We start from the raw sequence: 25365 nt of genomic DNA, 5'->3' as shown, positions 1-25365 counted from the left end.
CTCCTCACTTTGAGAGTATTTAACTACATTCGTTTAAGATGCTTATAATTAGCATCATCACAATAATTGTTTAAGTGTTTCAACACTTATTGACTATATTTCTGATTGAATTGCCATAATTTATCCCGAGAGATTTCTAAGGCTTTCAATTGAGCTTTGGTCAATTCTGTTAATGCGTGTTCTGAAATGTTATGTGGGTAGTAATAATCCATTGGCTTAACTAAGCTTTCTGGAAATATTGGTTGTTTAATTTCAAAAGCACCAGTAAATTCTGTGACGCCACCAGTACCTTTTGGTCGAGCAAAGCGAGCACAATAGGGGTAACAATTTTCAATATTGATGCGAGTAATTGGCGATTTATCGACTAAGATTTGATAACAATGTTCTACATCAATACTTCCTTCTCCGATAGGAACACCGCACACAACAGGTTCGCCATCATGCAGTGTAATAATGTGATCTTTAAAATGGGTGGAATAGGTATAAGGCGCTAATGCTTCTACGGCTTCTACTGGATCTTCCCAAGCCATCATAGAATTACCAATATCGCAGAGTGCACCCACCCAAATGCTATTGACTTGTTTAATAATATTGATAATCTCCGCAGAGGTTTCGTGTTCATGATTTTCTAATGCCAATTTGATACGGTATTTTTTAAGTAATGGCACAATTTCTTTGAGATGATCTGGAGCTAATGCCATTCGTTCTGGATTAAACTTGCCATTACTCACATAGGTTCTTACCACGTCAGCACCTAATTCGTTAGCAATACGTAAGGCTGGGGCAAGATGTTTTTGATCACAAAAACGGGTATCTACTTCACAATAGAGATTATAACGTTCAATATCCTCACGAATACGGTGTAGGTATTGATTATCTGCACTGGCTAGAACGCCTAATTCTGGGTGTAAATTTAAATCAGGAATAATATTTAGCTGTACGCCTTCTAAGCCTAATTCCCAGGTTTTACGAATAAATGAAAAAACATCCATTTTGTGATGTTGGAACAGTAAATGGCAAGATTCTGTTTCGAGTCCAAAACGCATAATGTGGTCTCCTATTATTTAGGGTGATTGCGTAAGTGCATATAGACGGTATGAATTGAGATACCAAGTAATTCAGCAACTCGTTTAATAGCACCTTTTAATTCGAAAACACCTTTTTGATTAAGTAAAAAAACAATTTGCTTATTGCGGTTGGCTACAGAAATAGTCGGATCTGAATCTACTTCAGTAATTACCTGATGCGAGATTTGTTGTAATAAATCATCCGCATTTTCTGCAAAATGTTCTCCTTGAGTATCTTGTTTTAAATCAGATGTGGCATTGAATAAGAACTGAAAAAAATCAGTTAATGACATATCTAAATTTAAATTGACACAAAGTAATCCAATAATTCGATTATGCTCACCGTAGATAGCTTGAGTAATCGAACGCATTCTTTTCCCTGTTTTAGAATGAGTAAAATAAGCGGAAGAAACTACGGTATGCCCTTCTTCAATTTGCTTTAACATTCGCAAAGCAGTATCTGTTATTGGCGCCCCTACTTGTCTGCCAGTAAGATGCGAGTTACTGATTTTGATTACTGAATGTTGTAAATCTTCTAATGAATGGAGAACAGCTTCACACTCGGTACCTAAAAAATTACTCAGCATTTCTAGTACTGGTTCATAGTTCCGTAAAATCAGTCGTTCCACATCCGTTAATGGGTAATTAAGTAATGTTGGTATTTTACGGGATACTTTGATCATGACTCAAAAAAATTTTATTATTTATCAATAATAATCAATTAAATTTGATTGCGTGTGGAAAGTCAAATTAAAATTTTTAATTCTGTGATGTAGATCTAAATGTTAATAGAACTTTAGGGTAATTTAATCTTTGGTCAGAATAAGATAAAGGGAAAGTTTTTGCCTGGTAATAAAAAAGAGAGGTATTGATTTAGAAATACCTCTCTTAGTTTTTATTAATTTTTTGTTTTTATTTTGTAATAAATAATTTTATAACCATCCCTTCCGTTTAAAATATAGGAATGGGAATAGGGCAGCTAATACCATCAGAATTAAGGCAAATGGGTAGCCAAATTTCCAGGTTAATTCTGGCATATTGGCGAAGTTCATTCCGTAGGTTGAAGATACCAATGTTGGTGGTAAGAAAATCAATGAAGCCACGGAGAAGATCTTCATAATACGGTTCTGTTCGATATTCATAAAACCCATTGCTGCTTGCATTAAGAAGTTTACTTTTTGGAAAAGTGATTCATTATGTGGCTGCAAGGATTCAATATCTCGTAATACTTCTCGAGCTTGTTCAAGCTGACTTGCTGGTAAACGTGTTTTGCGAACTAAGAAACTTAATGCCCGTTGTGTATCCATCAAGCAAAGGCGCACTTTTGAGCTGACGTCTTCTTGTTCGGTTAAGGTGGCTAATGCTCGGTCAAACGCCTCACCTTGTTTACCTTCTAAAATAATGCGGCTTAATTTTTCTAAATCGGCATACACGGTTTCGATTACATCAGCTAACTGCTCAATTTTGGTCTCAAACAGATCAAGCAGTAATTCATAAGCGTTACATTCTAGTAGTTTTTGTGTTCGTGAACGCATCCGATATAAACGGAAAGCAGGTAATTCACGATCTCTTAATGAGAATAAACGTCCATCTCTTAAAGTAAATGCAACGGTTGCAATATCAGCGTAATCATCTTCATCTTCGCAATAAAAAAATGAGTGGAGATGTAAACCGTCTTCATCTTCGAAAAAACGTGCAGATGCCTCGATGTCTTCTAGTTCAAGATAAGAGGCTAAGCTTTGTCCTAATCCCTCTTGCAGCATTTCTCGTTCTTCAACAGTAGGCTCTAAGAGATCAATCCAAATTGCATCATTCAATGCTTCACTATTTTCATCAATACGCACTAAACGTGCGTCATCTAAAGCAAAAGCTCCGATCATGTTCGTACTCCCTTGGTTGGGTTTTGAACAACGCAATGAACAAAATTAAAAGATTCTAGTTTAAATAGGGTAGTTGAGATACTTACCGACCTTTCGCCGATAAGCATAGGCTATGAGGCGAAAAGATTAGTTGAAAAAATAAAACCAGTATCGACTGTGACTGTCCAAAGTGTTTGTCCTCATAGAAAAAATGTCGGGCGGAATGTTACTCTTGTCGAGCAGGATAGTCAAGCGTCGCTAATAAACGCCACTTGACTTTTTATGTTAATTTTTCTTTTCAAAATCATTGATATGTTTATTGGCGGAGATCCATGCTGCAGCATAACCAATTGCTGAACAAATAATAATCATAAAGAGAATTTCTGGTAAAGCTAAACCATTTAATTCAAATTTAAGGGCAAAAATATTTGCAACATAGGTAACAGCCGTTGAGAAATAAGCAATTAGCATAAAGCTAAAAATTGTGGCGAGGATACTGCCGAAAACGCCATAAATAATCCCAGTACAAAGAAATGGTCGTAAGATAAAATGATTAGTTGCACCAAGAAGCTTCATCACTTCAATATTCGCTCGGCTGCTATACACATCTGAACGTACGCTATTACCAATTACTAAAAATACCGCTAAGCTCATCAAAATACTGCAAATGATGGCAATTTGAGCAATTAAGTAAGATACGGCACCGAGTTTTTCCATCCAATCATCATCCAGACGGACTTCTTGAACACCTTTAATTTTGCTTAATGCAGAACGTAACTCCATCAATTCATTGGTATTTTGGTACTCTTTGGTTGGTTTAATCATAACGACTGCAGGTAATGGATTATCATCAAGTAATGACAGTTCTTCACCAAAACCAGACCACTGGCGAAAATCTTCGAGGCTTTTTTGACGAGAGATATAATTTAATGAAGCAACACCTTCTTGTGATCGGAGTTTTTCGACTACTGAGCTAGTATCTTGTTCGCTAAGACTTTTATTCAGATAGACCGCAAGCTCTGACTCTGGATAAAAGTTATCTACCGCATATTGTACGTTCTTCCATAATAGATAAGTGGTGACAGGTACAGTTAGGGATACAGCAATAACTAACACAGTAAGTAATGTACCTAATTTTCTTTTATATAATTCACGCATCACCATTTGGAATACAAGTTTAAGTTGTAACCATAGTGGTGCATTCAGATGACGCTGACTCATAGTAATCCTATTAACGAATAAATTGTTTTAAATGCCCTTGTTCTAACACGATTGTCGGTTTTGGATTTTGCGAAATTATATTGATATCGTGTGTTGCAATAACCACAGTAACGCCCATATGGTTGAGCTGTTCAAATAACCGGAAAATATCGAGTGATAACTCTTTGTCTAAATTCCCCGTAGGTTCATCGGCTAAAAGGAGTTGCGGTTTATTAACAATGGCACGAGCGATATCGATTCTTTGTTGTTCACCGCCGGACAGTTGTTGTGGATAGTAATTCGCGCGGTGAAATAATCCAACACGATCTAACGCAGCAGAGGCACGGCGTTTAACTTCGGAAGGGTGCATTCCATTAATGACTAAGGGTAAACCGACATTATCCAGTACAGTATAACTGGTTAATAAGCGATAATCTTGGTGAACCATACCAATTTGGCGGCGCAAATAAGGCATCTCTGAAGCGGAAAGACGAGTAATGTCATGACCGTTAAACCAGATATTGCCGCCATTAGCACGTTCAATACCTAAAATTAATTTAAGTAGTGTACTTTTACCTGCACCAGAATGACCTGTGATATAGGTCATACTGCCAGCGGGTAAATGGAAATTTATGCCTTGTAGAGCGGGTTTAGTTCCCCCGCTATAAACTTTACTTACTTCGGAAAATCGAATCATAGTTTTTCCTTACATCTCTTTATCTGATACAAACAACGCTTCGATAAATTCTTCACTCTTGAATGGGCGTAAGTCATCAATTTTTTCTCCTACGCCAATATAACGAATTGGAACATTGAATTGGTCAGCAAGGGCGAAAATAACACCACCTTTTGCTGTACCATCTAATTTAGTCAAGGTGATACCAGTAATACCAACTGCTTCATTAAATAATTTCATTTGGCTAATTGCATTCTGTCCAGTACCTGCATCAAGAGTAAGCATAATTTCATGCGGTGCAGTTTCATCATATTTTTTCATCACGCGCACAATTTTACGCAATTCATCCATTAAGTTATTTTTATTTTGTAAGCGACCTGCGGTATCGGCAATTAGGACATCAATGCCTTTGGCAGTTGCAGATTGCATTGCATCAAACAGTACAGAAGCGGAGTCTGCACCTGTCGCTTGTGCGATCACTGGGATATGGTTCCGTTCACCCCAAACTTGTAGTTGTTCAACCGCCGCTGCACGGAAAGTATCTCCCGCAGCTAACATAACGGATTTTCCTTGTTGCTGGAATTGTTTTGCTAATTTACCGATTGTTGTAGTTTTACCAACGCCATTCACGCCAACCATTAAGATGACAAAAGGTTTTTTATCAGTTAGTTGTAATGGTTGTTCGGTTGGTTTAAGAATCGTACCTAATTCCACTTTTAATTGTTGATAGAGGAGTTCCGCATCTTTAAGCTGTTTACGGCTAGCGTGTTCAGTAAGATTATTAATAATTTTACTGGTCGTTGGAACGCCCACATCTGCAATTAATAATTGTTCTTCAAGCTCTTCAAAGAGATCGTCATCAATTTTCTTACCTGAAAAGAAATTCAGAAAACCAGCGCCAATATTTTGTTTTGTTTTGACTAAACCTTGTACTAAACGGCTAAAGAAGCCTTGTTTTGTTGGCTTCTCTTGCGTTTCAATTTTGCTTGGCTCTGGCTCTGGCTCTGGCTCTGGCTCTGGCTCTGGCTCTGGCTCTGGCTCTGGCTCTGGCTCTAAGGTTGTCGTAACTTTATTTTCCTCTGTGGCAGGATCAAGTTGGCTCGTTGTATCCTCAATAGCTGTTTCTGATTGATGTTCAGAGAGTGTTTCTGTTACAACAGTTGATTCTGCAACATCTTGTTCTGGTTGTTTTTCTGGTTCGGTAATTGCAGGTTGTACTGTTTCTGATGGTGATGAGTGAGTTGGTTGTTCAGTTTGTTTATTACGTCCAAATAATGAAGCCCAAAATCCTTTTTTCTGTTTGTTTTCTGACATATAGAAGTACCGAGTTAAAACACTAAAAATTAAAGCAAAATAAGGTTATCCAAATTTATAAAATAATAGACTAAAATATTCGCTAGTTTATCATTTAAATTTATCTATGCTTAGTATTTCTTCTTATTATGGCAAAAAACCTAGTAAAAGTTCCTCAAGGTAAGGGGGATGTGCGTATCATTGCTGGCTTATGGCGAGGCAGAAAATTACCCGTATTACTCTCACAAGGCTTACGCCCGACATCAGATCGTGTTCGAGAAACATTATTTAATTGGCTGATGAATGATATTGTTGATGCAAGATGTTTAGATTGTTTTGCTGGCAGTGGCGCTTTAGGCTTTGAATCGCTTTCACGTCAAGCGAAAAGCGTAACAATGTTAGAAAAGTCCTCTGTCATTGCAAAACAGTTACAACAAAATTTGCAACAGTTAAAAGCTCAAAATGGGGAAGTGATTTGCACTGATACCTTGCGTTTTCTACGTGAACAAACAGTAACAGCGCCATTTGATATTGTTTTTTTAGATCCCCCTTTCCATCAAGACCTATTAGTTGAAACCATAACATTATTAGAAAGCCGATCTTGGTTAGCACAGAATGCACTGATTTATCTTGAGTGTGAAAAAACGTTAAACGAGATTGAGATTCCTCAGACGTGGCAATTATTAAAAGAGAAATTTACGCAACAAGTGGCTTATCGCCTGTATCAAAAACAGATGTGTAAGGGTGAGGGAATTTATTAAATATCAATAACTTTTATTAGTATGCCGAATAAAGTCGATGGTCTATTAAGTAAATGTATTCCTATTCTTTAATTTAGTAAAAGTAAAGATTAATATTTTATTGAGATAAGTTATCATTATCATTATTATATGACCTCTTCACCCTATTAACGATAAAGAGGTTATTTGATGATTAAAAAATCGATCCTATTAAGAACTGTAAGATTGTCTATTATCTTATTTGTAGCTAACCCATTAGTAGTATTCTCACAAAAATATGATGTTTTACCTGAAATTCTTGTTGATACTGAAAATCATAATAAAGAAATTCTTAGTGGAAGAGTAACGCTAAATAGTGAAAATATTGCGCAACAACAAGCAGATAATGTAGGTAGTTTAATTAATGTTCTTTCTGGTGTTAGTATGGCAGGTTCTCCTAATCCAGGTGGGCAAAGTATAAATATTTGGGGTATGCAAGATAGCGAAGATGTTCGAATCTTATTAGATGGTAATCAAAAAAATTTTGAACGTTATCAACAAGGCTCGGTTTTTATTGAACCCGATCTTTTAAAACGTGTGGAAGTTGATAAAGGAAATTTTTCAGCTCGTTATGGTAATGGTGGATTTGGTGGAACAGTAAGTTTTACAACTAAAGATCCTAGTGATTTTTTAACAGAAGATCGGCAACTAGGTGGCTTATTAAAATATAGCTACCATACAAATGATAAGCAGAATATTTATAGTGCAGCGGTATTTGCTCGAAATTCATCAAAAACTTTAGATGCTTTATTCTATACTTCAATAAGAAACGGGAAAAATATTACTCGTCCAGATGGAAGTCAATTTTTATTTTCAGAAAATGATAATAATAGCTATCTTTTTAAAATGAATTGGTTTCCGAATACTAAACAACGTATCACTTTTTCAGCAGTTCGTTTTAGTGATGAGGGTTGGACGCCTTTTGCTGCGAAGCGTAGTTCTGATCTATCAGTACCAAGTGCTTCAGATATTGCTAAATATGGTTTAGATATTGCATGGAAACGAAAGTTAGTTTATCGCAAATTAAAAGATGAAAATTATACGTTAAATTATGTCTATACCGCAGATAATCCATTGGTTAATATTGAAGCAAAATTTGGTTTTGCGAGAACAATTCAGCAAGATCAGCGTCATGAATTAGCCTCAAAATTTTTTGCCTCTTCTATGGGGAATAGAAGTTGGACAGATTATAAAGATTGGAATATTGAGTTAAGTAATACAGCAATATTTGATACTGCAAAAATCAAGCATCGTTTGGTATGGGGGGGGGTATGGCATCATAGTAAACGAGATGTTGTTATGCTGGATTTATCTAAAGTAAGAAACCAGGATTATAACTACGGTGTATATACGCCAGCATATATGCCTTCTGGAAATCAATATACTCAAAGTATTTTTATTGAGGATCAAATAGAGTGGAACTCTTGGTTAATTAAGCCTGGGTTACGTTATGATCATATAAAAAATATTGGTAAGAAGAATTTAGCAAGTATTTATAATGATCTTTCTGCAGGACATAATTATCAATCTAAGACCTATAGTGGTTGGTCTCCATTTTTAAGTTTACAATGGAATGTAAACAAACAATTCAGTGTCTTTTCAGATATTAGCAAAACCTGGCGAGCTCCAGTGATAGATGAGCAGTATGAAGTACAATATGCAAAAGCAAATATTTCTGGATCAAGCCGAGATTTACAAAAAGAAAAGATAACATCTATTCGTGTCGGTACTTTTTTAACATTAGATAATCTCTTATTAGAAGAGGACAATTTACAGTTACGTACATTGTTCTTTTATACGAGAGGAAAAGATGAAATTTTTAAAACACGCGGAATTTATGATAAAACAAAGAAACCAGTATCTAATTATCGAAATTTACCTGGTTATCGTATTCAGGGAGTAGAAGTTGAAGCTTATTATAATTCAACTTATGTTTTTGGAAGTTTTAATTATTCACAAATAAAAGGTAAACGAGATGCTTCACCAAGAGATCCTTTTTTTCCAGAAGGAACTTGGATTGCGGAAATTCCACCAAGAACAGCTAGTTTGTCTTTAGGCGTTAATGTCCCATCTATGGATATGTCATTAGGATGGCGTGCAGATATGGTAAGACGGCAGGATCATTCTCCAAGCGATCAAGATCCAGCCGCAGGTTATTGGAGTTTACCAAAGACAGCTGGTTATACATTGCATAATGTATTCTTAACTTGGAAGCCGAAGTCTGTACAATCATTAAAAGTTTATTTTGCCGTAGATAATATTTTTAATAAAAATTATCAGCAATACTTAGGTGAGAAAGTCTCCGGTACAGGAAGAAATGTTAAAATGAGTGTTTCTTTACAGTTTTAATACCGAATTGAATAACAAGAGTAGTTAATAATGTTAAGTAGTAATTATTAATTACTCTTGTATAGTGATTATCTAATTTTAAGTACTATCTCGAACAATTAAACGACTTCGTAGCAAAATATTTTCAGGTTGGTAAGTAATTTGTTGGTGGTATAAACGACGTAGGGTACGCCCAGCAAGAATACCCATTTCCCGATAAGGAATATACACTGTTGTTAATTTTGGGTATGAAACTTGACTAATCTCTAAGCCACCAATACTACTGATAGAGATTTCATGAGGAATATTAATATGGCGGCGTAGAGCTTCAAATATTACACCACAAGCTACTTCATCTGATAAACAAATAAATGCATCAATTTTTCCCCATAATAACAGTGCTTCATTAAAGAGTTGGCAACCTGTTTTAAATGAAGCCTGTTCAGCATTATGTAAGATAAGATGTGGATTAATAAAGTGTTCTAAACAGGCATTATGCCAACTTTGCATATATTGTTGAAATATTGATAAATGTTGATTAGCGCAAAGTAATCCAATTTCTTTTTTTCCTTTTTGAAGAAGATGAGTAACAAGTAAATGGATAACATGGGAAACATCAATACCAATATTAATACTAAATTTATTTGTTTGTTTTGCACCAATAGTGATTAAAGGAATATTGAGCGTTGTTAGTCTTTGCTGTTGTTGTTGATCACATTCCATATTTAATAATACAACTATTTCTGGGGCATAGTTAATAAGTTGATTAATCCAATCTTTTTCCTTTTCTACAAATAAAATTAGTAACTGTAAGTCAGTAGCTTGGATTTCTCTATGTAACCCATCCATAATAAGCGTATTTTCTGTTGCGATTAGAGATGTTGTTACTAAAACAACAGTATTAGAACTTACAGTAGCTAAATTTCTTGCTGCGAGATTAGGAATATATCCCATTTTTTGGATGGCTTGTTGGATTTTGTTGCGTAAATCCTCAGAAACTAATTCTGGTTTATGGATTGCTCGTGAAACGGTCATTTGCCCTACTCCCACCTCTTTTGCAATATCGGCAAGAGTAACTTTTCCTGTACTTCGTCGAGATTTATTTTTTTGCTCAGCCATAATTCTTTATTTATTTGCAGAACTAAAATGAATTTAGGATAAGTATATCATCACATAGAAAGTAAAAAGAAAATGTTAGCGCTATCACAAAAATGAAATTTGTCGATTGATGGCTATTTGAGCTTTGATTAAACTTCTTTGTAATAGAGATCTAAAGGAGTAAATCATGTTGGAACAATTTTTACCAAAATCACGGATACAAATTGTAGAAAGGATAAATTCTTGGCAAGATGCAGTAAGGCTTTGTGCAAAACCCTTGTTGGATGAGGGCATTATCGAAACACGTTATGTTGATAATATTTTTCGTATTTATGAAAAAGTAGGACCGTATTTTGTAATTGCGCCAAGAATAGCAATGCCTCATGCAAGACCAGAAGAAGGGGCACTTGCGACAGGATTTTCATTATTAGTTGTATCGTCTGGCGTCAATTTTTATTCCGAAGAAAATGATCCAGTGTCATTAATAATTATGTTATCTGCAAAGGATAATACAGAGCATTTATCAGCATTGGCATCTGTAGCTGAAATTCTTAGTGATGATGCAAATATAGAGCGCTTGATTAATGCAAAAACAATAGATGAAATTTTTACTTTTATTAAAAACCAATGACCTTTAGGAGGTTTATTATGAAGATTATGGCAGTATGTGGTTCTGGTCTAGGCAGCAGCTTTATGATGGAAATGAATATTAAGAAAGTATTGAGCAAAATGGGGATTAGTGCAGAAGTAGAACATACTGATTTGGCTTCGGTAAATCCAACAGATGCTGATGTATTCGTAATGGCCAAAGATATTGCAGCTAGTAGCGGTATTGCTCAGGATAAACTTATCGTAATTACTAATATTGTGAGTTTAACCGAGTATGAAGAAAAACTTACTAAATATTTTAATGCGAACTAATTAAGGGGAAAGCATTATGAACTCTTTGCTTTTTTTTATTTTAGATATTCTTAAAGTACCTGCTGTTTTGGTTGGTTTAATTGCATTAGTTGGTTTAATTGCACAAAGAAAAGCCATGCCAGATATTATTAAAGGTACGATCAAAACTATTTTAGGTTTTATTGTGTTAGGTGGTGGTGCAGGTGTGTTACTGGGATCATTGACACCGTTAGGAGATATGTTCCAACATGCATTTAATGTGCAAGGAATTATTCCGAATAATGAAGCTATTGTATCACTAGCATTACAAAAGTATGGTACTGCAACTGCGTTAATTATGGCATTTGGTATGGTGGCAAATATTGTGATAGCACGATTTACTCGCTTAAAATTTATCTTTTTAACTGGGCATCATACCTTTTATATGGCTTGTATGATCGGGATTATTCTTACTGTAGCTGGTTTTGAAGGTGTGCAACTTATTTTTGTAGGTTCATTATCATTAGGACTTGTAATGGCATTTTTCCCTTATATTGCACATCGTTATATGAAACATATTACAGGTAGTGATAATGTGGGTTTTGGTCACTTTGGTACAGTGGGTTATGTGTTAGCTGGTGCAATTGGTGAATGGACTGGTAAAGGTTCAAAATCAACAGAGGAAATGAATCTACCAAAAAACTTAAGTTTCTTACGCGATAGTTCTATTTCCATTTCATTAACTATGATGGTGATTTATTTGATTTTGGCTGTTGCTAGTGGTTCAGAGTTTATTGAAACTAAATTTAGCGGTGGGCAAAATTATTTAGTTTATTCGATTATTCAAGCAGTAACTTTTGCGGCTGGTGTGTTCATTATCTTACAAGGTGTGCGTTTAATTCTTGCAGAAATCGTTCCTGCATTTACTGGATTCTCAGAAAAATTAGTACCAAATGCAAGACCTGCGCTAGATTGCCCAATTGTATTCCCGTATGCGCCAAATGCCGTATTAATTGGTTTTTTATCAAGTTTCGTTGGTGGTTTAGTCGGTTTATTTATTCTTGGTCAATTAAGCTGGGTATTAATTCTTCCAGGTGTAGTACCTCATTTCTTCTGTGGTGCGACTGCAGGAGTATTTGGTAATGCAATGGGAGGACGTAGAGGAGCTATACTTGGTGCATTTGCACATGGTGTATTAATTACTTTCCTTCCAGTATTTTTGCTTCCTGTATTAGGGAATTTAGGTTTCGCTAATACGACTTTCTCTGATACAGATTTTGGTGTTATTGGCATTATTTTAGGTAATATGGCGAATTACTGGAATAAAGATGTGATTACTGCTGTGATTGTTAGTATTTTGCTCTTATTAGTTATTTATAACTACGCTAAAAAAGAGAAAAATGTAGTAGAAACTAAGGAGTAAAGAATGGAAACGGATTTAGTTAAATTTGCTAATCGAATCCGAGTAGAAACACTCAAAACTTTGCTTCATTTAGGCTTTGGACATTTTGGTGGCAGTATGTCGATTGTTGAAATATTAGCTGCTTTATACGGCAAAGTAATGAGAGTGAATCCACAGCAACCAGATTGGGGAGACCGGGATTATTTTGTGTTATCAAAGGGGCATGGAGGCCCCGCTCTTTATTGTACATTAGCATTGAAAGGTTTTTTTCCAATAGAGAAATTACAAACATTAAATAAAAATAGAACTTTATTACCAAGTCACCCAGATCGATTAAAAACAGTTGGGATAGATGCAACCACAGGTTCATTAGGTCAAGGTTTATCTATTGCAACGGGAATTGCCTTTTCTCATTATCTTAGAGGTTTAACAAATCGTACTTTTTGTATTGTAGGTGATGGAGAATTAAATGAAGGACAATGCTGGGAGGCATTACAGTTTATTGCCCATCATCGATTAACTAATCTAACTGTTATCGTTGACTATAATAAGATGCAATTAGATGGTACGTTATCAGATATTATTGAACCATTTAGTTTAGTAGAAAAATTTTCTACATTTGGGTTTGATTGTATAGAAGTAGATGGGAAAGATGTTATTAAGTTGGCAGAAGTATTAGACGAAAAAATAGCAGATAAACCTAAGTTGATTGTTGTAAATACGATTAAGGGACAAGGTGTTTCATATCTTGAGGAGATGAATAATTGTCATCATTTACGGCTAGATGATGTAATGAAACAAGCAATTCAACAGGCAATTATTGAGCTGGAGGGTAAATATGCGTAATTTACAAAAAGACAATGTTGAAATGAGAGCGGTATATGCATCAACAATGTCAGAATTAATAGCAAAAAATCCTCTGATTGTTGATTTAGAAGCTGATTTGATGAGTTCTATGTCAATGGATAAGATCAAAAAACAATACCCAAATAATGTGATTAATTGCGGTATTATGGAAGCTCATAGTATTGGTGTTGCTGCTGGTATGTCTATTGCTGGTCATATTCCTTTTTTCCATACATTTACTGCGTTTGCAAGTCGCCGTTGTTTTGATCAATTATTCATGTCATTAGACTATCAACAAAATAATGTTAAAGTAATTGCATCAGATGCTGGAATTACTTCGGCTCATAATGGTGGAACACATATGTCATTTGAGGATATGGGTATTGTAAGAGGTTTAGCCCATGCAAATGTATTAGAAATGACAGATGCGGTAATGTTTAGGAAAATTTTGCAACAATTAGCTCAACTTAAAGGATTTTACTGGGTTAGAACCACTCGGAAACAAGCAACAAAAATCTATACTGATGATGAAACTTTTACAATTGGTAAAGCAAAAGTTTTACAAGAGGGTAGAGATATCACATTAATTGCCAATGGCATAATGGTGGCTGAAGCTTTATTAGCAGCAGATATTTTAGCGGAAAAATATCAAATTTCAGCAACTGTTATTGATATGTTTACATTAAAACCAATTGATGCAGAAACAATCATTAAATATGCTCAGCAGACAGGAAAGGTGATAACTTGTGAAAACCATAGTATTGAAAATGGGTTAGGTTCGGCAGTAGCAGAAGTTTTAGTAGAATCAATCCCAGTACCAATGAGGAGAGTGGGTATTAAACAACGTTATGGTCAAGTAGGAACTGTTGATTTTTTACAAAAAGAGTATGAGTTAACAGCAGAAGATATTGTAAAACAAGCACTAACTTTCTTTTGAGTGAATATTTAACAAAACGGCTTAATATGATTTATCATACCAAGCCGTTTTTAGTAAGCAGAAGCTTTAATCTAATAACAAACTATCATCGCTAATTCGTTCACCACGAGTACGCTCGAACATTTGTAATAAATCTTGGACGCTCATACGTTTACGTTTGTCTCCATTCACATCTAATACCACCTGACCTTGATGAAGCATTACGGTACGATCTCCATGATCTAAGGCTTGTTGCATAGAGTGAGTCACCATCATTACAGTAAGTTGATTTTCTTCGACAATTTTATCGGTTAGCTCCATTACAAATGCAGCTGTTTTAGGGTCAAGTGCAGCCGTGTGTTCGTCAAGTAATAAGATACTGGATGGTTGTAAAGAAGCCATCAATAGGCTAACTGCTTGGCGTTGGCCACCAGAGAGTAAGCCCATACGGTCACTTAAACGGTTTTCTAAGCCAAGTTTTAAAATAGAGAGTTTTTCACGGAAAAACTCTCGGGTTTCTTTTTTAACGAAAAACGATAAATTACGGCGCTGACCTCGACAGTAAGCAAGAGCCATATTCTCTTCGATAGTTAAACCTTCACAGGTTCCAAGCATTGGATCTTGGAACACTCGTGCTACAGCTGCTGCACGTTGCCAAGTCGTTTTACGGGTGACATCTTCACCATTAAGATAAATTTTACCGCTATCTACAAGGTAATCACCGCAGATTGCATTGAGTAAAGTGGATTTACCTGCACCATTACTACCAATAACAGTAACAAATTCACCTTTTGAGATATTTAGTGAAAGTCCTCTTAATACAGGGTTTTCTATCGGCGTACCACGATGAAAGGTAATACGCAGATCCTCTAATTTCATCATGCTCCGTTACCTCTTTTTGCTAGAAAGCGACTTTTAATTTGTGGGAGTATTAGTACAAAGACGACTAAAATAGCAGTGACTAAATTTAGATCTTGAGCACCAAAACCGATATCTCTTAATGTTTCACTACTTAATGCGATAGCAATAAAGAAGCGATAAAGAACAGAACCAATAATTACAGCTAACGTGATCATAAAGAGACGTTTTGCTGGGATAAGGGTTTCTCCAATAATGACAGCAGCTAAACCGATAACAATCGTTCCCACTCCAATCGACATATCGGCACCACCTTGTGTTTGCACAAAGAGTGCACCACCTAATGAAATAAGCGCATTGGATAATGCCATACCGAGGTAAATCATACGGCCAGTTGGGATACCTTGGGCTTTTGACATTCTTTCATTAGCACCAGTAGCTCTTACGGCTAGACCAATTTCAGTATTGAAGAACCAATCTAATAATAGTTTCACTACTATCACAAAACCTAAAACAATAGCAGGTTGGACATACATCTGATTACTTGCGTCTGCATTAATAAAAGGCTCGAAAATTGTTGCCTCACCTAATAAAGGTAAGTTTGGCGCCCCCATAATGCGTAAATTGACAGAATAGAGTGCAATCATCACTAAAATACTGGCCAATAATTGTAAAATTTTAAGTGAAACATGTAACCAAGCCGTTACCAAACCTGCAATTGCACCAGCAAAAGCCGCGATTAGCGTTGCTAACCAAGGGTCAATACCATTAACAATACACACAGCACAGACCGCACCACCTAAAGGAAAACTTCCATCAGCAGTCAGGTCAGGGAAATCTAAAATACGGAAAGAAATGAGTACACCTAAGGCTACAATGGCATAAATGAGACCAATTTCTAAAGCACCTAAAAATAGAACTGAAGTCATAGTAATAATATTACGTTAAATGAAAACAACAGATAGGTATAACTTGAAGCTATACCTATCAAACAAAGCAGTTATTCTTTAATTACGTCTTTTGCGGAATCAATTAAATCTTGAGGAACTTTCACACCAAATGCTTTAGCTGCTTTTAAGTTAAGATAAAGATCTAATTTATCCATTGTTTTTACTGGAATATTGCCAGCTTTTTCACCTTTTAAGATAGAACCAACAATTTTTCCAGTTTCTTCACCTAGGGTGTAGTAGTTATTGGATAATGCCGCAATTGCACCACGAGAAACTGTACTAGTATCAGCGGCGATAAGTGGAATACCTGCATCTAATGCACTTTTATAAAGTGATTCATAGGCAGAAACGACACCATTATCTGTTGAGGTATAAATAGCATCAACTCGACCTTTCAAGCTGCGAGCTGCGGTACTAATATCGGTTGTACGTGGTGCTGGCGCTTCAACAACGGTAAAACCATTGGCTTTACCCGCTTCTTGTAATTGTTTTAATACGACAGTTGAATTGACTTCCCCTGAACTATATACAAAGCCGATAGCTTTTAGATTCGGGATTAAACGTTTAATTAAGTCAATTTGAGGTTGGATTAGTAGAGCGTCTGAAGTTCCAGTGATATTTGTACCAGAAGCTTCCCAAGATTTTACTAATTTTGCCGCCACAGGATCACTAATTGCGGAGAAAACAAGTGGAATATGGCGAGTTGCTGCTGCGACAGCTTGGGCACTTGGTGTACCGATTGCTACGATAACATCAGGTTTATCACCAACAAACTTACGGGCAATTTGCGCCGCTGTGGCAGTATTGCCTTGTGCACTTTGGAAATCGATTTTTAGGTTTTTACCTTCTTCAAACCCCTCTTTTTTTAATTCAGCAATTGTACCTTGACGGACCGCATCAAGTGCAGGATGTTCAACAATTGCGGTAATCGCAACATTTTTCATCTCAGCTGCGATTGTATTACCGGTTAATAAAGTGGTTGCTGCTAATGTTGCCCATAAGGTGAGTTTAAATTTTTTCATAGTCGCTCCTTTCGTGCATTATTAATGTTTGGCTGTAAAATTAACGTTACACATTGTTTTACAATAAGTGAGTTAGTTATAGCACAGAGCGACTTTATTGAGAAGATCTTTGATTGATAATAGTTTATTGGAATTAATCTGCATTTTGTGAGAGATATCACAAAATGCAGAGTGTAACGAATGTTTTACGGTTGTAAAGGTGAGATTATAGATCGGATGAATTAAGTACACCTAAGGCAAGTAAACCTTTTAATAGCCCATCGTGTTCAATATCTTCGGTTGTATAGTCAGCAACTTTTTTTAGTTCTGGATGAGCATTTCCCATGGCAACGCCTGTGCCAACATGACTAATCATTTCAATATCATTAAGACCATCACCAAATGCCATTACATTGTCTATTGTTAAACCGAGGTGTTCAACGACTGCATCAATCCCACTTGCTTTAGAACCAGTCGCCACTAAACAGTCAACAGAGTAGTCATGCCAACGCACAGTTTTAAACTTATCCTTAAGAATACCTGAATCAGCTATAAATTGATCTTGTTCCGCAGCATAGAACAGAAGTAACTGGTAGATTTCATGGGCTTGATAATAATTTTTGTCGATAAAGTAACGTGTTGTAATCGGATCGAGTGCTTGTTTTAGGTGAGGAGTAATATTGGATACTGCAATGCCCTCATTTCCAACAAAAGCATATTCAATTTGGTGTTGATTTAAAAAGTGAACAATACGTTCAATATCAGCGGTATCAATAGGATGTTTAGCAATAACCTGGTTTTGATAGCTATTATATTGCCCATTGATCGTGACAAATAGTTCAATACCTTCTTGTTTAATTAATTGATCAATTTTCTCGGGGAAGGCGCATCTTGCTCGACCTGTTGCGATAGCGGGAATAATGCCTTTACGTTTTAAACTACGAATAACGGTTGGAACAGTATCAGGCAGGATAGCTTTATCTTTTACATAGAGGGTTTCATCAATATCAAAAAAAATAACTTTAATTGGTGCTTTTAACATACTTCAAACATCTTTTTATTAGAAACAAGGAGCAGCAATCATACCATTTTTTCTTATTTTCTCGAAAGAGCTCACAAAAAGGAGAATGGAGAGACTGTTACTGTGATGAATGCTATATGCTGACAAGATGAAAAATACGAATCTTTTTGATACATCTTGTTTTATTTGTCAACGCCGTTTAGCCATTGGGCAGCATGGTATTTGTTCTCTTTGTTATCGGCAATTACCGCAATTTTGTTATTGTGGACGTTGTGGCACTGCGTTGCCAGAGGATCAGTTACAGTGCGGGGTATGTTTGCTTTCTCCACCGAGTTGGCAACAGATTGTGTTTGTATCTGCATTTGCAGAACCATTACGTTCACTAATTTATCAATTTAAGTTTAATCAAGCTTATTATCTTGATCGGAGTTTAGCGCGTTGGTTGTACTTAGCGGTTAGAAAGGCACGGTGTACCCATCAACTACAACTGCCCGATTTATTGATTCCTGTACCTTTACATCATCAACGACAATGGCATAGAGGTTATAACCAAGCAACGCTGCTAACCCATTATTTAAGTAAATGGTTAAAGATTCCTTATCGAGATGATGTTGTTGTCCGTTATCGAGCCACTGAAACACAGCGAGGAAAAACCGCAATCCAACGACAACAAAATTTGGCACAAGCATTTATATTGCAAAAACCATTACCAAAAACAGTAAAGTCAGTGGCAATTATTGATGATGTTATTACAACAGGGACAACAATGACGGAGATTTGTCATTGTTTACAGCGAGAGGGTATTACAGAAATACAAGTTTGGGCATTATGTAAAACGCAAAAAATAGATTGATTGTGGTTGGGGAGTGGAAAATTTTTTTGATTGAGCGTATTATTCCCGACTATATCAGTCAAGTATTTATTAAGGGATAAAAGCATTATGCAACAAATTAAAATTTCTAGTGCAGCACAAGCACACTTCCGCAAACTACTCGATCAACAAGAAGAAGGAACAAATATTCGTATTTTTGTGGTAAACCCAGGTACACCAAATGCGGAATGTGGTGTTTCTTATTGTCCGCCTTCTGCAGTAGAAGCAACAGATAGTGAGATGAAATATGAAACTTTTTCTGCATTTGTTGATGAGATTAGTCTGCCATTTTTGGAAGATGCAGAAATTGATTTTATTACCGATGATATGGGAACACAATTAACCCTAAAAGCACCAAACGCAAAAATGCGTAAAGTGGCTGATGATGCGCCGTTAATTGAACGTGTTGATTATGTGATTCAAACACAAATTAATCCTCAATTAGCTAGCCATGGTGGACGTATTACGCTGATTGAAATCACAGATGAAGGCGAAGCGATTTTACAATTTGGTGGCGGTTGTAATGGTTGTTCAATGGTTGATGTAACCTTAAAAGAAGGAGTGGAAAAACAACTGCTTGCACAATTTGATGGGGAATTGAAGGGTGTGAAAGATGTAACAGAACATCAACGTGGTGAACATTCTTATTACTAAACAATCAAGTAAATGAAGGCAGACGCAAAATCTGCCTTTTTACTGAGTAGCGTAACAAATTCCTTTCTAGTAGCAGTTTTTCCTAGTTTCTTGTAAAATCTTCCGATTATTTTTTAATTAACTAACTAAAGTATTAATATTACTCATCTATGAAGAATATCCGTAATTTCTCAATTATTGCTCATATTGATCATGGTAAATCAACGCTTTCGGATCGTTTAATCCAAGTGTGCGGTGGATTAACTGAACGTGAAATGGAAGAACAGGTGCTAGATTCGATGGATCTAGAACGTGAACGTGGTATTACCATTAAGGCACAAAGTGTGACCTTAGACTATACCGCTAAAAATGGTGAAACTTATCAACTAAATTTTATTGATACGCCAGGACACGTTGACTTTTCTTATGAAGTTTCTCGTTCATTAGCAGCTTGTGAAGGTGCATTATTGGTTGTGGATGCAGGACAAGGTGTGGAAGCACAGACCTTAGCTAACTGTTATACAGCGATAGAAATGGATCTCGAAGTGGTACCGATTTTAAATAAAATTGATTTACCTGCCGCAGATCCAGAACGTGTGGCAGAAGAAATTGAGGATATCGTTGGGATTGATGCGGTTGATGCAGTGCGTTGTTCAGCGAAAACAGGGCTTGGTGTAGAGGATGTTTTAGAAGAAATTGTTAAACGTATTCCAGCACCGAAAGGTGATCCTGACGCACCATTGCAAGCGTTAATTATTGATTCTTGGTTTGATAACTATCTTGGCGTGGTGTCATTAGTTCGGATTAAAAATGGTACGCTCAAGAAAGGTGACAAAATTAAGGTAATGAGTTCTGGTCAAAGTTATGGTGTGGATCGTTTAGGGATCTTTACGCCTAAGCAGGTGGATACGACAGAACTTTCATGTGGTGAAGTAGGTTGGGTTGTTTGTGGAATTAAGGATATTCTTGGCGCCCCTGTTGGGGATACTTTGACGTTACACCATAATCCAGCAGACAAACCACTACCAGGATTTAAAAAGGTAAAACCACAAGTTTATGCAGGATTATTCCCTGTAAGTTCTGATGATTATGAAGCATTTCGTGATGCATTAGGCAAATTGAGCTTAAATGATGCTTCATTATTCTATGAGCCAGAAAATTCAAGCGCATTAGGTTTTGGTTTCCGTTGTGGTTTCTTAGGGCTATTACATATGGAGATCATTCAAGAGCGTTTAGAGCGTGAATATGATCTCGATTTGATTACCACCGCACCAACGGTAATTTATGAAGTTGCAATGACGAATGGTGAAGTAGTGTATGTTGATAGTCCAGCGAAATTACCGCCAATCAATAACATTGAGGAAATTCGAGAACCTATTGCCGAATGTAATATGCTCTTGCCACAAGAGTATTTAGGGAATGTGATTACATTATGTGTAGAGAAACGTGGGGTACAAACTCATATGGTCTATCATGGTAATCAAGTTGCCTTAACTTATGAAATTCCAATGGGGGAAGTTGTCTTAGATTTCTTTGACCGTTTGAAATCTACTTCTCGTGGTTATGCATCATTAGATTATTCATTTAAGCGATTCCAAGCAGCAGATATGGTGCGAGTTGATATTATGATTAATGGTGATCGTGTTGATGCGTTAGCATTAATCGTTCATAAAGATAATGCGCCATACCGTGGTCGTGAATTAGTTGAAAAGATGAAAGAGTTAATTCCTCGTCAGCAATTTGATATTGCGATTCAAGCTGCGATAGGCAACCATATTATTGCACGTTCAACGGTAAAACAATTACGTAAGAACGTTTTGGCGAAATGTTATGGTGGTGATGTTAGCCGTAAGAAAAAACTGTTACAGAAACAGAAAGAAGGTAAAAAACGGATGAAATCTCTAGGTAACGTTGAAGTTCCACAAGAGGCGTTTTTAGCTATTCTTCATGTAGGAAAAGACAAATAAGGAGCAAGTATGTCGAATTTTTTCTTGCCTATTTTATTGGGAATTGGTTTTGTATTGTGGAAAGTATTAGATTACTTCCAATTACCTAATACATTTACTATCTTGCTGATTGTTTTTTCTGCTTTATCAGGAATTTTTTGGTGTTATCATCGCTTTGTGCTGCAACCGAAACGCTTACGTCAAATTGCTCGTGCGGAACAACGGAGCGGTAAACAATTAACAGATGAAGAAAAAGCACGTATTGAACCTATTTCGGAGAGTGCCGAATTTGTTGCTTCATTATTTCCTGTCTTAGCGATAGTGTTAATTGTACGTTCATTTTTATATGAACCCTTTCAAATTCCATCAGGGTCTATGGAGCCGACGTTACGTGTAGGTGATTTTTTATTAGTGAATAAATACGAATATGGGATTAAAGATCCTGTATTCCAAAATAAATGGATTCCATTAGGGGAACCAAAACGTGGGGATGTGATTGTTTTTAAAGCACCAATTCAGCCTAATGTTGATTATATTAAACGGGTAATTGGGCTACCGGGAGATCATATTAAATATGATCAACAAGATGGGGTATTAACTGTAACACCAGCTTGTAAGGAAGAAACTTGCCCAAGTGAGACTTATCGATATGAAGGTTTAACACCAAATCCAGAATTTGTATATCACGGCAATGCACAAATTGAGCGTACTGAGATTGGTGCTGTAACACATCAAATTTTATTGAATCCAGATCGTTTCAATTATGATCCATACTATTTCAAACAAGAAGGAAATCCTGTTGGAGAGTGGACAGTCCCAGAGGGAGAATATTTTGTCATGGGGGACAATCGCGATAATAGTAATGACAGTCGCTTTTGGGGTTTCGTACCAGAACAAAATATTGTCGGTAAAGCAACAGTGATCTGGTTAAGTTTAGATAAAAAAGAGGGTGAATGGCCGACAGGAATTCGGACAGAGCGCTTCTTTGAAACCATCAAATAATTATGAATACTGAACATTTAGAGAGATTACAAAGAAAAATAGGTTATCAATTTAGCCAAATTAGATTATTGCAACAAGCGTTAACTCATAGAAGCGCGGCAAGTGTGCATAATGAACGTTTAGAATTTTTAGGGGACTCAATTTTAAATTTCACTATTGGCGAAGCGTTATATCATCGATTTCCTAAATCGCCAGAGGGAGATTTAAGTAGAATGCGAGCTACCTTAGTGCGGGAGCAGACTTTAGCACAAATTGCTATTGAATTTGATCTTGGCGATTACTTAAAACTGGGGCCTGGTGAATTGAAAAGTGGCGGTTATCGTCGTAGTTCAATTTTATCTGATGGGGTAGAAGCTATTATTGGTGCTATTCATTTAGATAGCGGAATTAAAACTGCTCAAGAGGTTATATTAACTTGGTATAGACAACGTTTAGCTGAAATTGAGCCGGGTGATAGCCAAAAAGATCCTAAAACGAGATTACAAGAATATCTACAAGGTATTCGTCAGCCTTTACCAACTTACACCGTAGTGGATATTAAAGGTGAAGCACATAATCAAACATTCAAGGTAACGTGTCAAATTCAACAACTTGCAGAAGTCTTTGAAGGTGTAGGTAGTAGTCGTCGTAAAGCAGAACAAGCTGCTGCTGAAAAAATTTTAGCAGTGTTAAAAATAAAATAATTTTAATGAGAAGAGAATGACAGAAAATCAGCAAAGTTTAACAGAATCAGAAACCTATTGTGGATTTGTGGCGATTGTAGGACGCCCAAATGTAGGTAAATCAACATTACTAAATAAAATTTTAGGGCAAAAAATTTCGATTACTTCACGTAAAGCACAAACAACACGCCATCGTATTGTAGGTATTCATACTGAGGGTGCTTATCAAGCGGTTTATGTGGATACTCCCGGATTACATATTGAAGAAAAACGTGCAATTAACCGTTTAATGAATCGTGCGGCAAGTAGTGCAATTACTGATGTTGATTTGATCATCTTTGTGGTAGATGGCACACATTGGAATGAAGATGATGAAATGGTGCTGAATAAGTTGCGTAGTGCTAAAGCACCTGTGGTGTTAGCGATTAATAAGATTGATAATATTAAGAATAAAGATGAGTTATTACCATTTATTCAACAACTAACAGAGAAATTTAATTTTAAGGAGATTATCCCAATTTCTGCACAACGTGGTAATAATGTACATCAATTACAACAAATTGTGCGTCAATCTTTACGCAAAGGTGTACATCATTTCCCTGAAGAGTATATTACTGATCGTTCACAGCGTTTTATGGCATCAGAGATTATTCGTGAAAAGTTAATGCGCTTTATGGGAGAGGAGTTACCTTATTCAGTAACAGTAGAAATTGAGCAATTTAAAGTTAATGAACGTGGAACTTTAGAAATTAATGGACTGATTCTGGTAGAACGTGAAGGTCAGAAAAAGATGGTGATCGGTCATCAAGGACAAAAATTAAAAACAATCGGCACAGAAGCTAGACAAGATATGCAGCGTTTATTTGATGCTAAAGTACATTTAGAACTTTGGGTAAAAGTGAAAAGTGGTTGGGCTGATGATGAACGTGCGTTAAGAAGTTTAGGTTATATGGATGATTAGTTGAAAATAGTGTAATAAAGGCCTCAAAAGATCAATCTTTTGAGGCCTTTTTATAATTAAGAAACAACGGCTTGTATTAATGCAGAAATATCAGCAGGAAAGGCTTCTGTTTGAGCAAATTGTTGTATTTGTTGTTCAGTATATTTGCGACCATCGTATACAACGACAATACTCGTATCTCCAATTTGTAAATAATTGGTTTCACCAAATTCAGTATAGCGGGTAGCACCAATACTAATAATTGCTTGGGTAGGATAGTTTGCTTGTTGGAGTAATTCGGCAATATTATTCATAGGACCTTGATCGGGCTGGTTATTCATTCTGTCAATTAACCAAGCAACTAGCTTCTGATTGAAATAATTATAGCCAGCAATTGGACTATCAATACCATAAGCGGTTAATACTTGCTGACGTTTGTGATAACAAGCAATACGGAAATGATCTAATTCACCGCCTTTCTCAAGAGTATTGATCGGTAAAATGGTACTAGATAGGCCTTTAGATGATTTCCCCCAATTTTTCTTTTCACAGATTTTTTTGGCATTAGGTTTACGAATAGAACAATCGTTATAAGCAGCAAAAGCAGATGGAGTTAAACCTATAACTTGTTTATTTTCATCATATGCAATATTAAAAAATACAGCGACTTCAGGCTCAATTTGTAAGTTATCTGCACCTTGGGGCATTTTTATTTCAGTAGATGACAACGGAAAAGTAGCGAGGAAGTTATTAGCATTAGGAACATAAAAGGGGAAAATAGCTTTAGGTTGAGATTCTTCTGTGGTTACAACATCAGCAAAATCCTTTGCTTCACCAGCTTGTTCTAGGTGACCAGCAAAATTACCAGCAACACCAAAACCAATATATTGGGTTAAATTCATGATTATCTCCATTAGGATAAAAAATACAGAGTAAAAAGAAAATTGCTGCAAAACAATACATTTTGCGGAATTTCTAGGCAGTTAAATAAAAAAATGTGAATTACGTCATAAAATCTATTGCAAGCCAATAAAAAATCCCTATAATGCCGCCTCACGCAACAAGAGCAAGGCAAGCCACTGCTAGAGAGGTAAGCGGATTCGTTTTAAGAAGAGTAAAACTTCAAAAAATCTTGTTG

At 36.2% G+C, this 25365-nt stretch carries 25 protein-coding genes; 13 read left to right on the top strand and 12 right to left on the bottom strand.

Annotated elements, in window-relative coordinates; all coding sequences use genetic code 11:
• Nucleotides 1–86: 86 nt before the first annotated feature.
• From QV06_RS04880 to ftsY, 6 genes are all read right to left on the bottom strand, one after another.
• Nucleotides 87–1046 carry a sugar phosphate isomerase/epimerase family protein gene (locus QV06_RS04880; RefSeq protein WP_065237185.1) on the bottom strand — a complete coding sequence of 320 codons (960 nt, stop codon included), beginning with the start codon at nt 1044–1046 and terminating at the stop codon, nt 87–89.
• Between the two features lie 14 nt (nt 1047–1060).
• The gene (locus QV06_RS04875) at nt 1061–1750 is read right to left on the bottom strand and encodes a helix-turn-helix transcriptional regulator (protein WP_065237184.1); all 690 of its coding nucleotides are present in this window, start codon (nt 1748–1750) and stop codon (nt 1061–1063) included.
• Between the two features lie 249 nt (nt 1751–1999).
• On the bottom strand, nt 2000–2947 hold the full coding sequence (gene corA, locus QV06_RS04870; RefSeq protein ID WP_065234324.1) for a magnesium/cobalt transporter CorA: 948 nt from the start codon (nt 2945–2947) through the stop codon (nt 2000–2002).
• Nucleotides 2948–3211: 264 nt separating this feature from the next.
• On the bottom strand, nt 3212–4147 hold the full coding sequence (gene ftsX / locus QV06_RS04865; RefSeq protein WP_065234323.1) for a permease-like cell division protein FtsX: 936 nt from the start codon (nt 4145–4147) through the stop codon (nt 3212–3214).
• A gap of 10 nt (nt 4148–4157) precedes the next feature.
• Nucleotides 4158–4823: a cell division ATP-binding protein FtsE gene (gene ftsE / locus QV06_RS04860; RefSeq protein ID WP_065237183.1), complete on the bottom strand. Its 666-nt coding sequence runs from the start codon at nt 4821–4823 to the stop codon at nt 4158–4160.
• 9 nt (nt 4824–4832) lie between these two features.
• Nucleotides 4833–6116, bottom strand: coding sequence for a signal recognition particle-docking protein FtsY (gene ftsY / locus QV06_RS04855; RefSeq protein WP_065237182.1), 1284 nt, complete (start codon nt 6114–6116; stop codon nt 4833–4835).
• A gap of 128 nt (nt 6117–6244) precedes the next feature.
• Between ftsY and rsmD the strand changes: the two genes are divergently transcribed.
• Together rsmD and QV06_RS04845 are read left to right on the top strand one after the other, a co-directional pair.
• Complete coding sequence (gene rsmD, locus QV06_RS04850) at nt 6245–6856, top strand: 16S rRNA (guanine(966)-N(2))-methyltransferase RsmD (protein WP_065237181.1); 612 nt, start codon at nt 6245–6247, stop codon at nt 6854–6856.
• 168 nt (nt 6857–7024) lie between these two features.
• Nucleotides 7025–9223, top strand: coding sequence for a TonB-dependent hemoglobin/transferrin/lactoferrin family receptor (locus QV06_RS04845; protein ID WP_065237180.1), 2199 nt, complete (start codon nt 7025–7027; stop codon nt 9221–9223).
• A 78-nt stretch (nt 9224–9301) separates the two neighbouring features.
• Here the strand turns inward: QV06_RS04845 and QV06_RS04840 are convergent, their stop codons facing one another.
• Nucleotides 9302–10321 (bottom strand): LacI family DNA-binding transcriptional regulator, encoded by a 1020-nt coding sequence (locus tag QV06_RS04840; RefSeq protein ID WP_065237179.1) that lies wholly within the window; start codon nt 10319–10321, stop codon nt 9302–9304.
• A gap of 166 nt (nt 10322–10487) precedes the next feature.
• Here QV06_RS04840 and QV06_RS04835 point away from each other — a divergent pair, with 166 nt between their 5' ends.
• The 5 genes from QV06_RS04835 to QV06_RS04815 are packed head-to-tail and all read left to right on the top strand — an operon-like array spanning nt 10488 to nt 14364.
• A complete protein-coding gene (locus QV06_RS04835) occupies nt 10488–10931 on the top strand; it encodes a PTS sugar transporter subunit IIA (protein ID WP_065237178.1) in 444 nt (147 codons plus the stop codon).
• 17 nt (nt 10932–10948) lie between these two features.
• On the top strand, nt 10949–11221 hold the full coding sequence (locus QV06_RS04830; protein ID WP_065237177.1) for a PTS sugar transporter subunit IIB: 273 nt from the start codon (nt 10949–10951) through the stop codon (nt 11219–11221).
• A 16-nt stretch (nt 11222–11237) separates the two neighbouring features.
• Complete coding sequence (locus QV06_RS04825; RefSeq protein ID WP_065237176.1) at nt 11238–12602, top strand: PTS ascorbate transporter subunit IIC; 1365 nt, start codon at nt 11238–11240, stop codon at nt 12600–12602.
• Between the two features lie 3 nt (nt 12603–12605).
• Nucleotides 12606–13427 (top strand): transketolase, encoded by an 822-nt coding sequence (locus QV06_RS04820; protein WP_065237175.1) that lies wholly within the window; start codon nt 12606–12608, stop codon nt 13425–13427.
• A complete protein-coding gene (locus tag QV06_RS04815) occupies nt 13420–14364 on the top strand; it encodes a transketolase family protein (protein ID WP_065237174.1) in 945 nt (314 codons plus the stop codon). The genes QV06_RS04820 and QV06_RS04815 overlap by 8 nt, the downstream gene beginning before the upstream one ends.
• A 66-nt stretch (nt 14365–14430) precedes the next feature.
• Here the strand turns inward: QV06_RS04815 and QV06_RS04810 are convergent, their stop codons facing one another.
• The 4 genes from QV06_RS04810 to QV06_RS04795 all read right to left on the bottom strand — a co-directional run bounded on the left by QV06_RS04810 (nt 14431) and on the right by QV06_RS04795 (nt 18194).
• Nucleotides 14431–15225 (bottom strand): ABC transporter ATP-binding protein, encoded by a 795-nt coding sequence (locus tag QV06_RS04810; protein ID WP_065237173.1) that lies wholly within the window; start codon nt 15223–15225, stop codon nt 14431–14433.
• Nucleotides 15222–16130 (bottom strand): ABC transporter permease, encoded by a 909-nt coding sequence (locus QV06_RS04805; RefSeq protein WP_065237172.1) that lies wholly within the window; start codon nt 16128–16130, stop codon nt 15222–15224. Before QV06_RS04805 ends, QV06_RS04810 begins: the two co-directional genes overlap by 4 nt.
• 71 nt (nt 16131–16201) lie before the next feature.
• Complete coding sequence (locus QV06_RS04800; protein WP_065237171.1) at nt 16202–17173, bottom strand: ABC transporter substrate-binding protein; 972 nt, start codon at nt 17171–17173, stop codon at nt 16202–16204.
• A 205-nt stretch (nt 17174–17378) separates the two neighbouring features.
• Nucleotides 17379–18194, bottom strand: a complete 816-nt coding sequence (locus QV06_RS04795) for a Cof-type HAD-IIB family hydrolase (RefSeq protein ID WP_065237170.1) — start codon at nt 18192–18194, stop codon at nt 17379–17381.
• A 127-nt stretch (nt 18195–18321) separates the two neighbouring features.
• Between QV06_RS04795 and QV06_RS04790 the strand changes: the two genes are divergently transcribed.
• The 6 genes from QV06_RS04790 (at nt 18322) to era (ending at nt 24248) form a co-directional block, all read left to right on the top strand.
• Nucleotides 18322–19026: a phosphoribosyltransferase family protein gene (locus QV06_RS04790; protein ID WP_065237200.1), complete on the top strand. Its 705-nt coding sequence runs from the start codon at nt 18322–18324 to the stop codon at nt 19024–19026.
• A gap of 87 nt (nt 19027–19113) precedes the next feature.
• Entirely contained in the window at nt 19114–19698 is a 585-nt protein-coding gene (nfuA, locus tag QV06_RS04785; RefSeq protein WP_065234315.1) for a Fe-S biogenesis protein NfuA, read from the top strand.
• A 149-nt stretch (nt 19699–19847) separates the two neighbouring features.
• Nucleotides 19848–21644, top strand: coding sequence for a translation elongation factor 4 (gene lepA, locus QV06_RS04780; protein WP_065234314.1), 1797 nt, complete (start codon nt 19848–19850; stop codon nt 21642–21644).
• 9 nt (nt 21645–21653) lie between these two features.
• Nucleotides 21654–22625, top strand: a complete 972-nt coding sequence (lepB, locus tag QV06_RS04775; protein WP_065237169.1) for a signal peptidase I — start codon at nt 21654–21656, stop codon at nt 22623–22625.
• Between the two features lie 2 nt (nt 22626–22627).
• Nucleotides 22628–23308 carry a ribonuclease III gene (gene rnc / locus QV06_RS04770; protein ID WP_065237168.1) on the top strand — a complete coding sequence of 227 codons (681 nt, stop codon included), beginning with the start codon at nt 22628–22630 and terminating at the stop codon, nt 23306–23308.
• Between the two features lie 16 nt (nt 23309–23324).
• Nucleotides 23325–24248, top strand: coding sequence for a GTPase Era (era, locus tag QV06_RS04765; protein WP_065234311.1), 924 nt, complete (start codon nt 23325–23327; stop codon nt 24246–24248).
• Nucleotides 24249–24304: 56 nt separating this feature from the next.
• Here era and QV06_RS04760 read toward each other — a convergent pair whose 3' ends face one another.
• A complete protein-coding gene (locus tag QV06_RS04760; protein ID WP_065237167.1) occupies nt 24305–25129 on the bottom strand; it encodes a DUF5718 family protein in 825 nt (274 codons plus the stop codon).
• Between the last annotated feature and the right edge of the window lie 236 nt (nt 25130–25365).

Source organism: Gallibacterium genomosp. 3 (genome assembly GCF_001678475.1).
Lineage (GTDB): Bacteria > Pseudomonadota > Gammaproteobacteria > Enterobacterales > Pasteurellaceae > Gallibacterium > Gallibacterium faecale.
The sequence above is the reverse complement of the archived record's forward strand: the minus strand, read 5'-3'. Positions and strand labels throughout refer to the sequence as shown.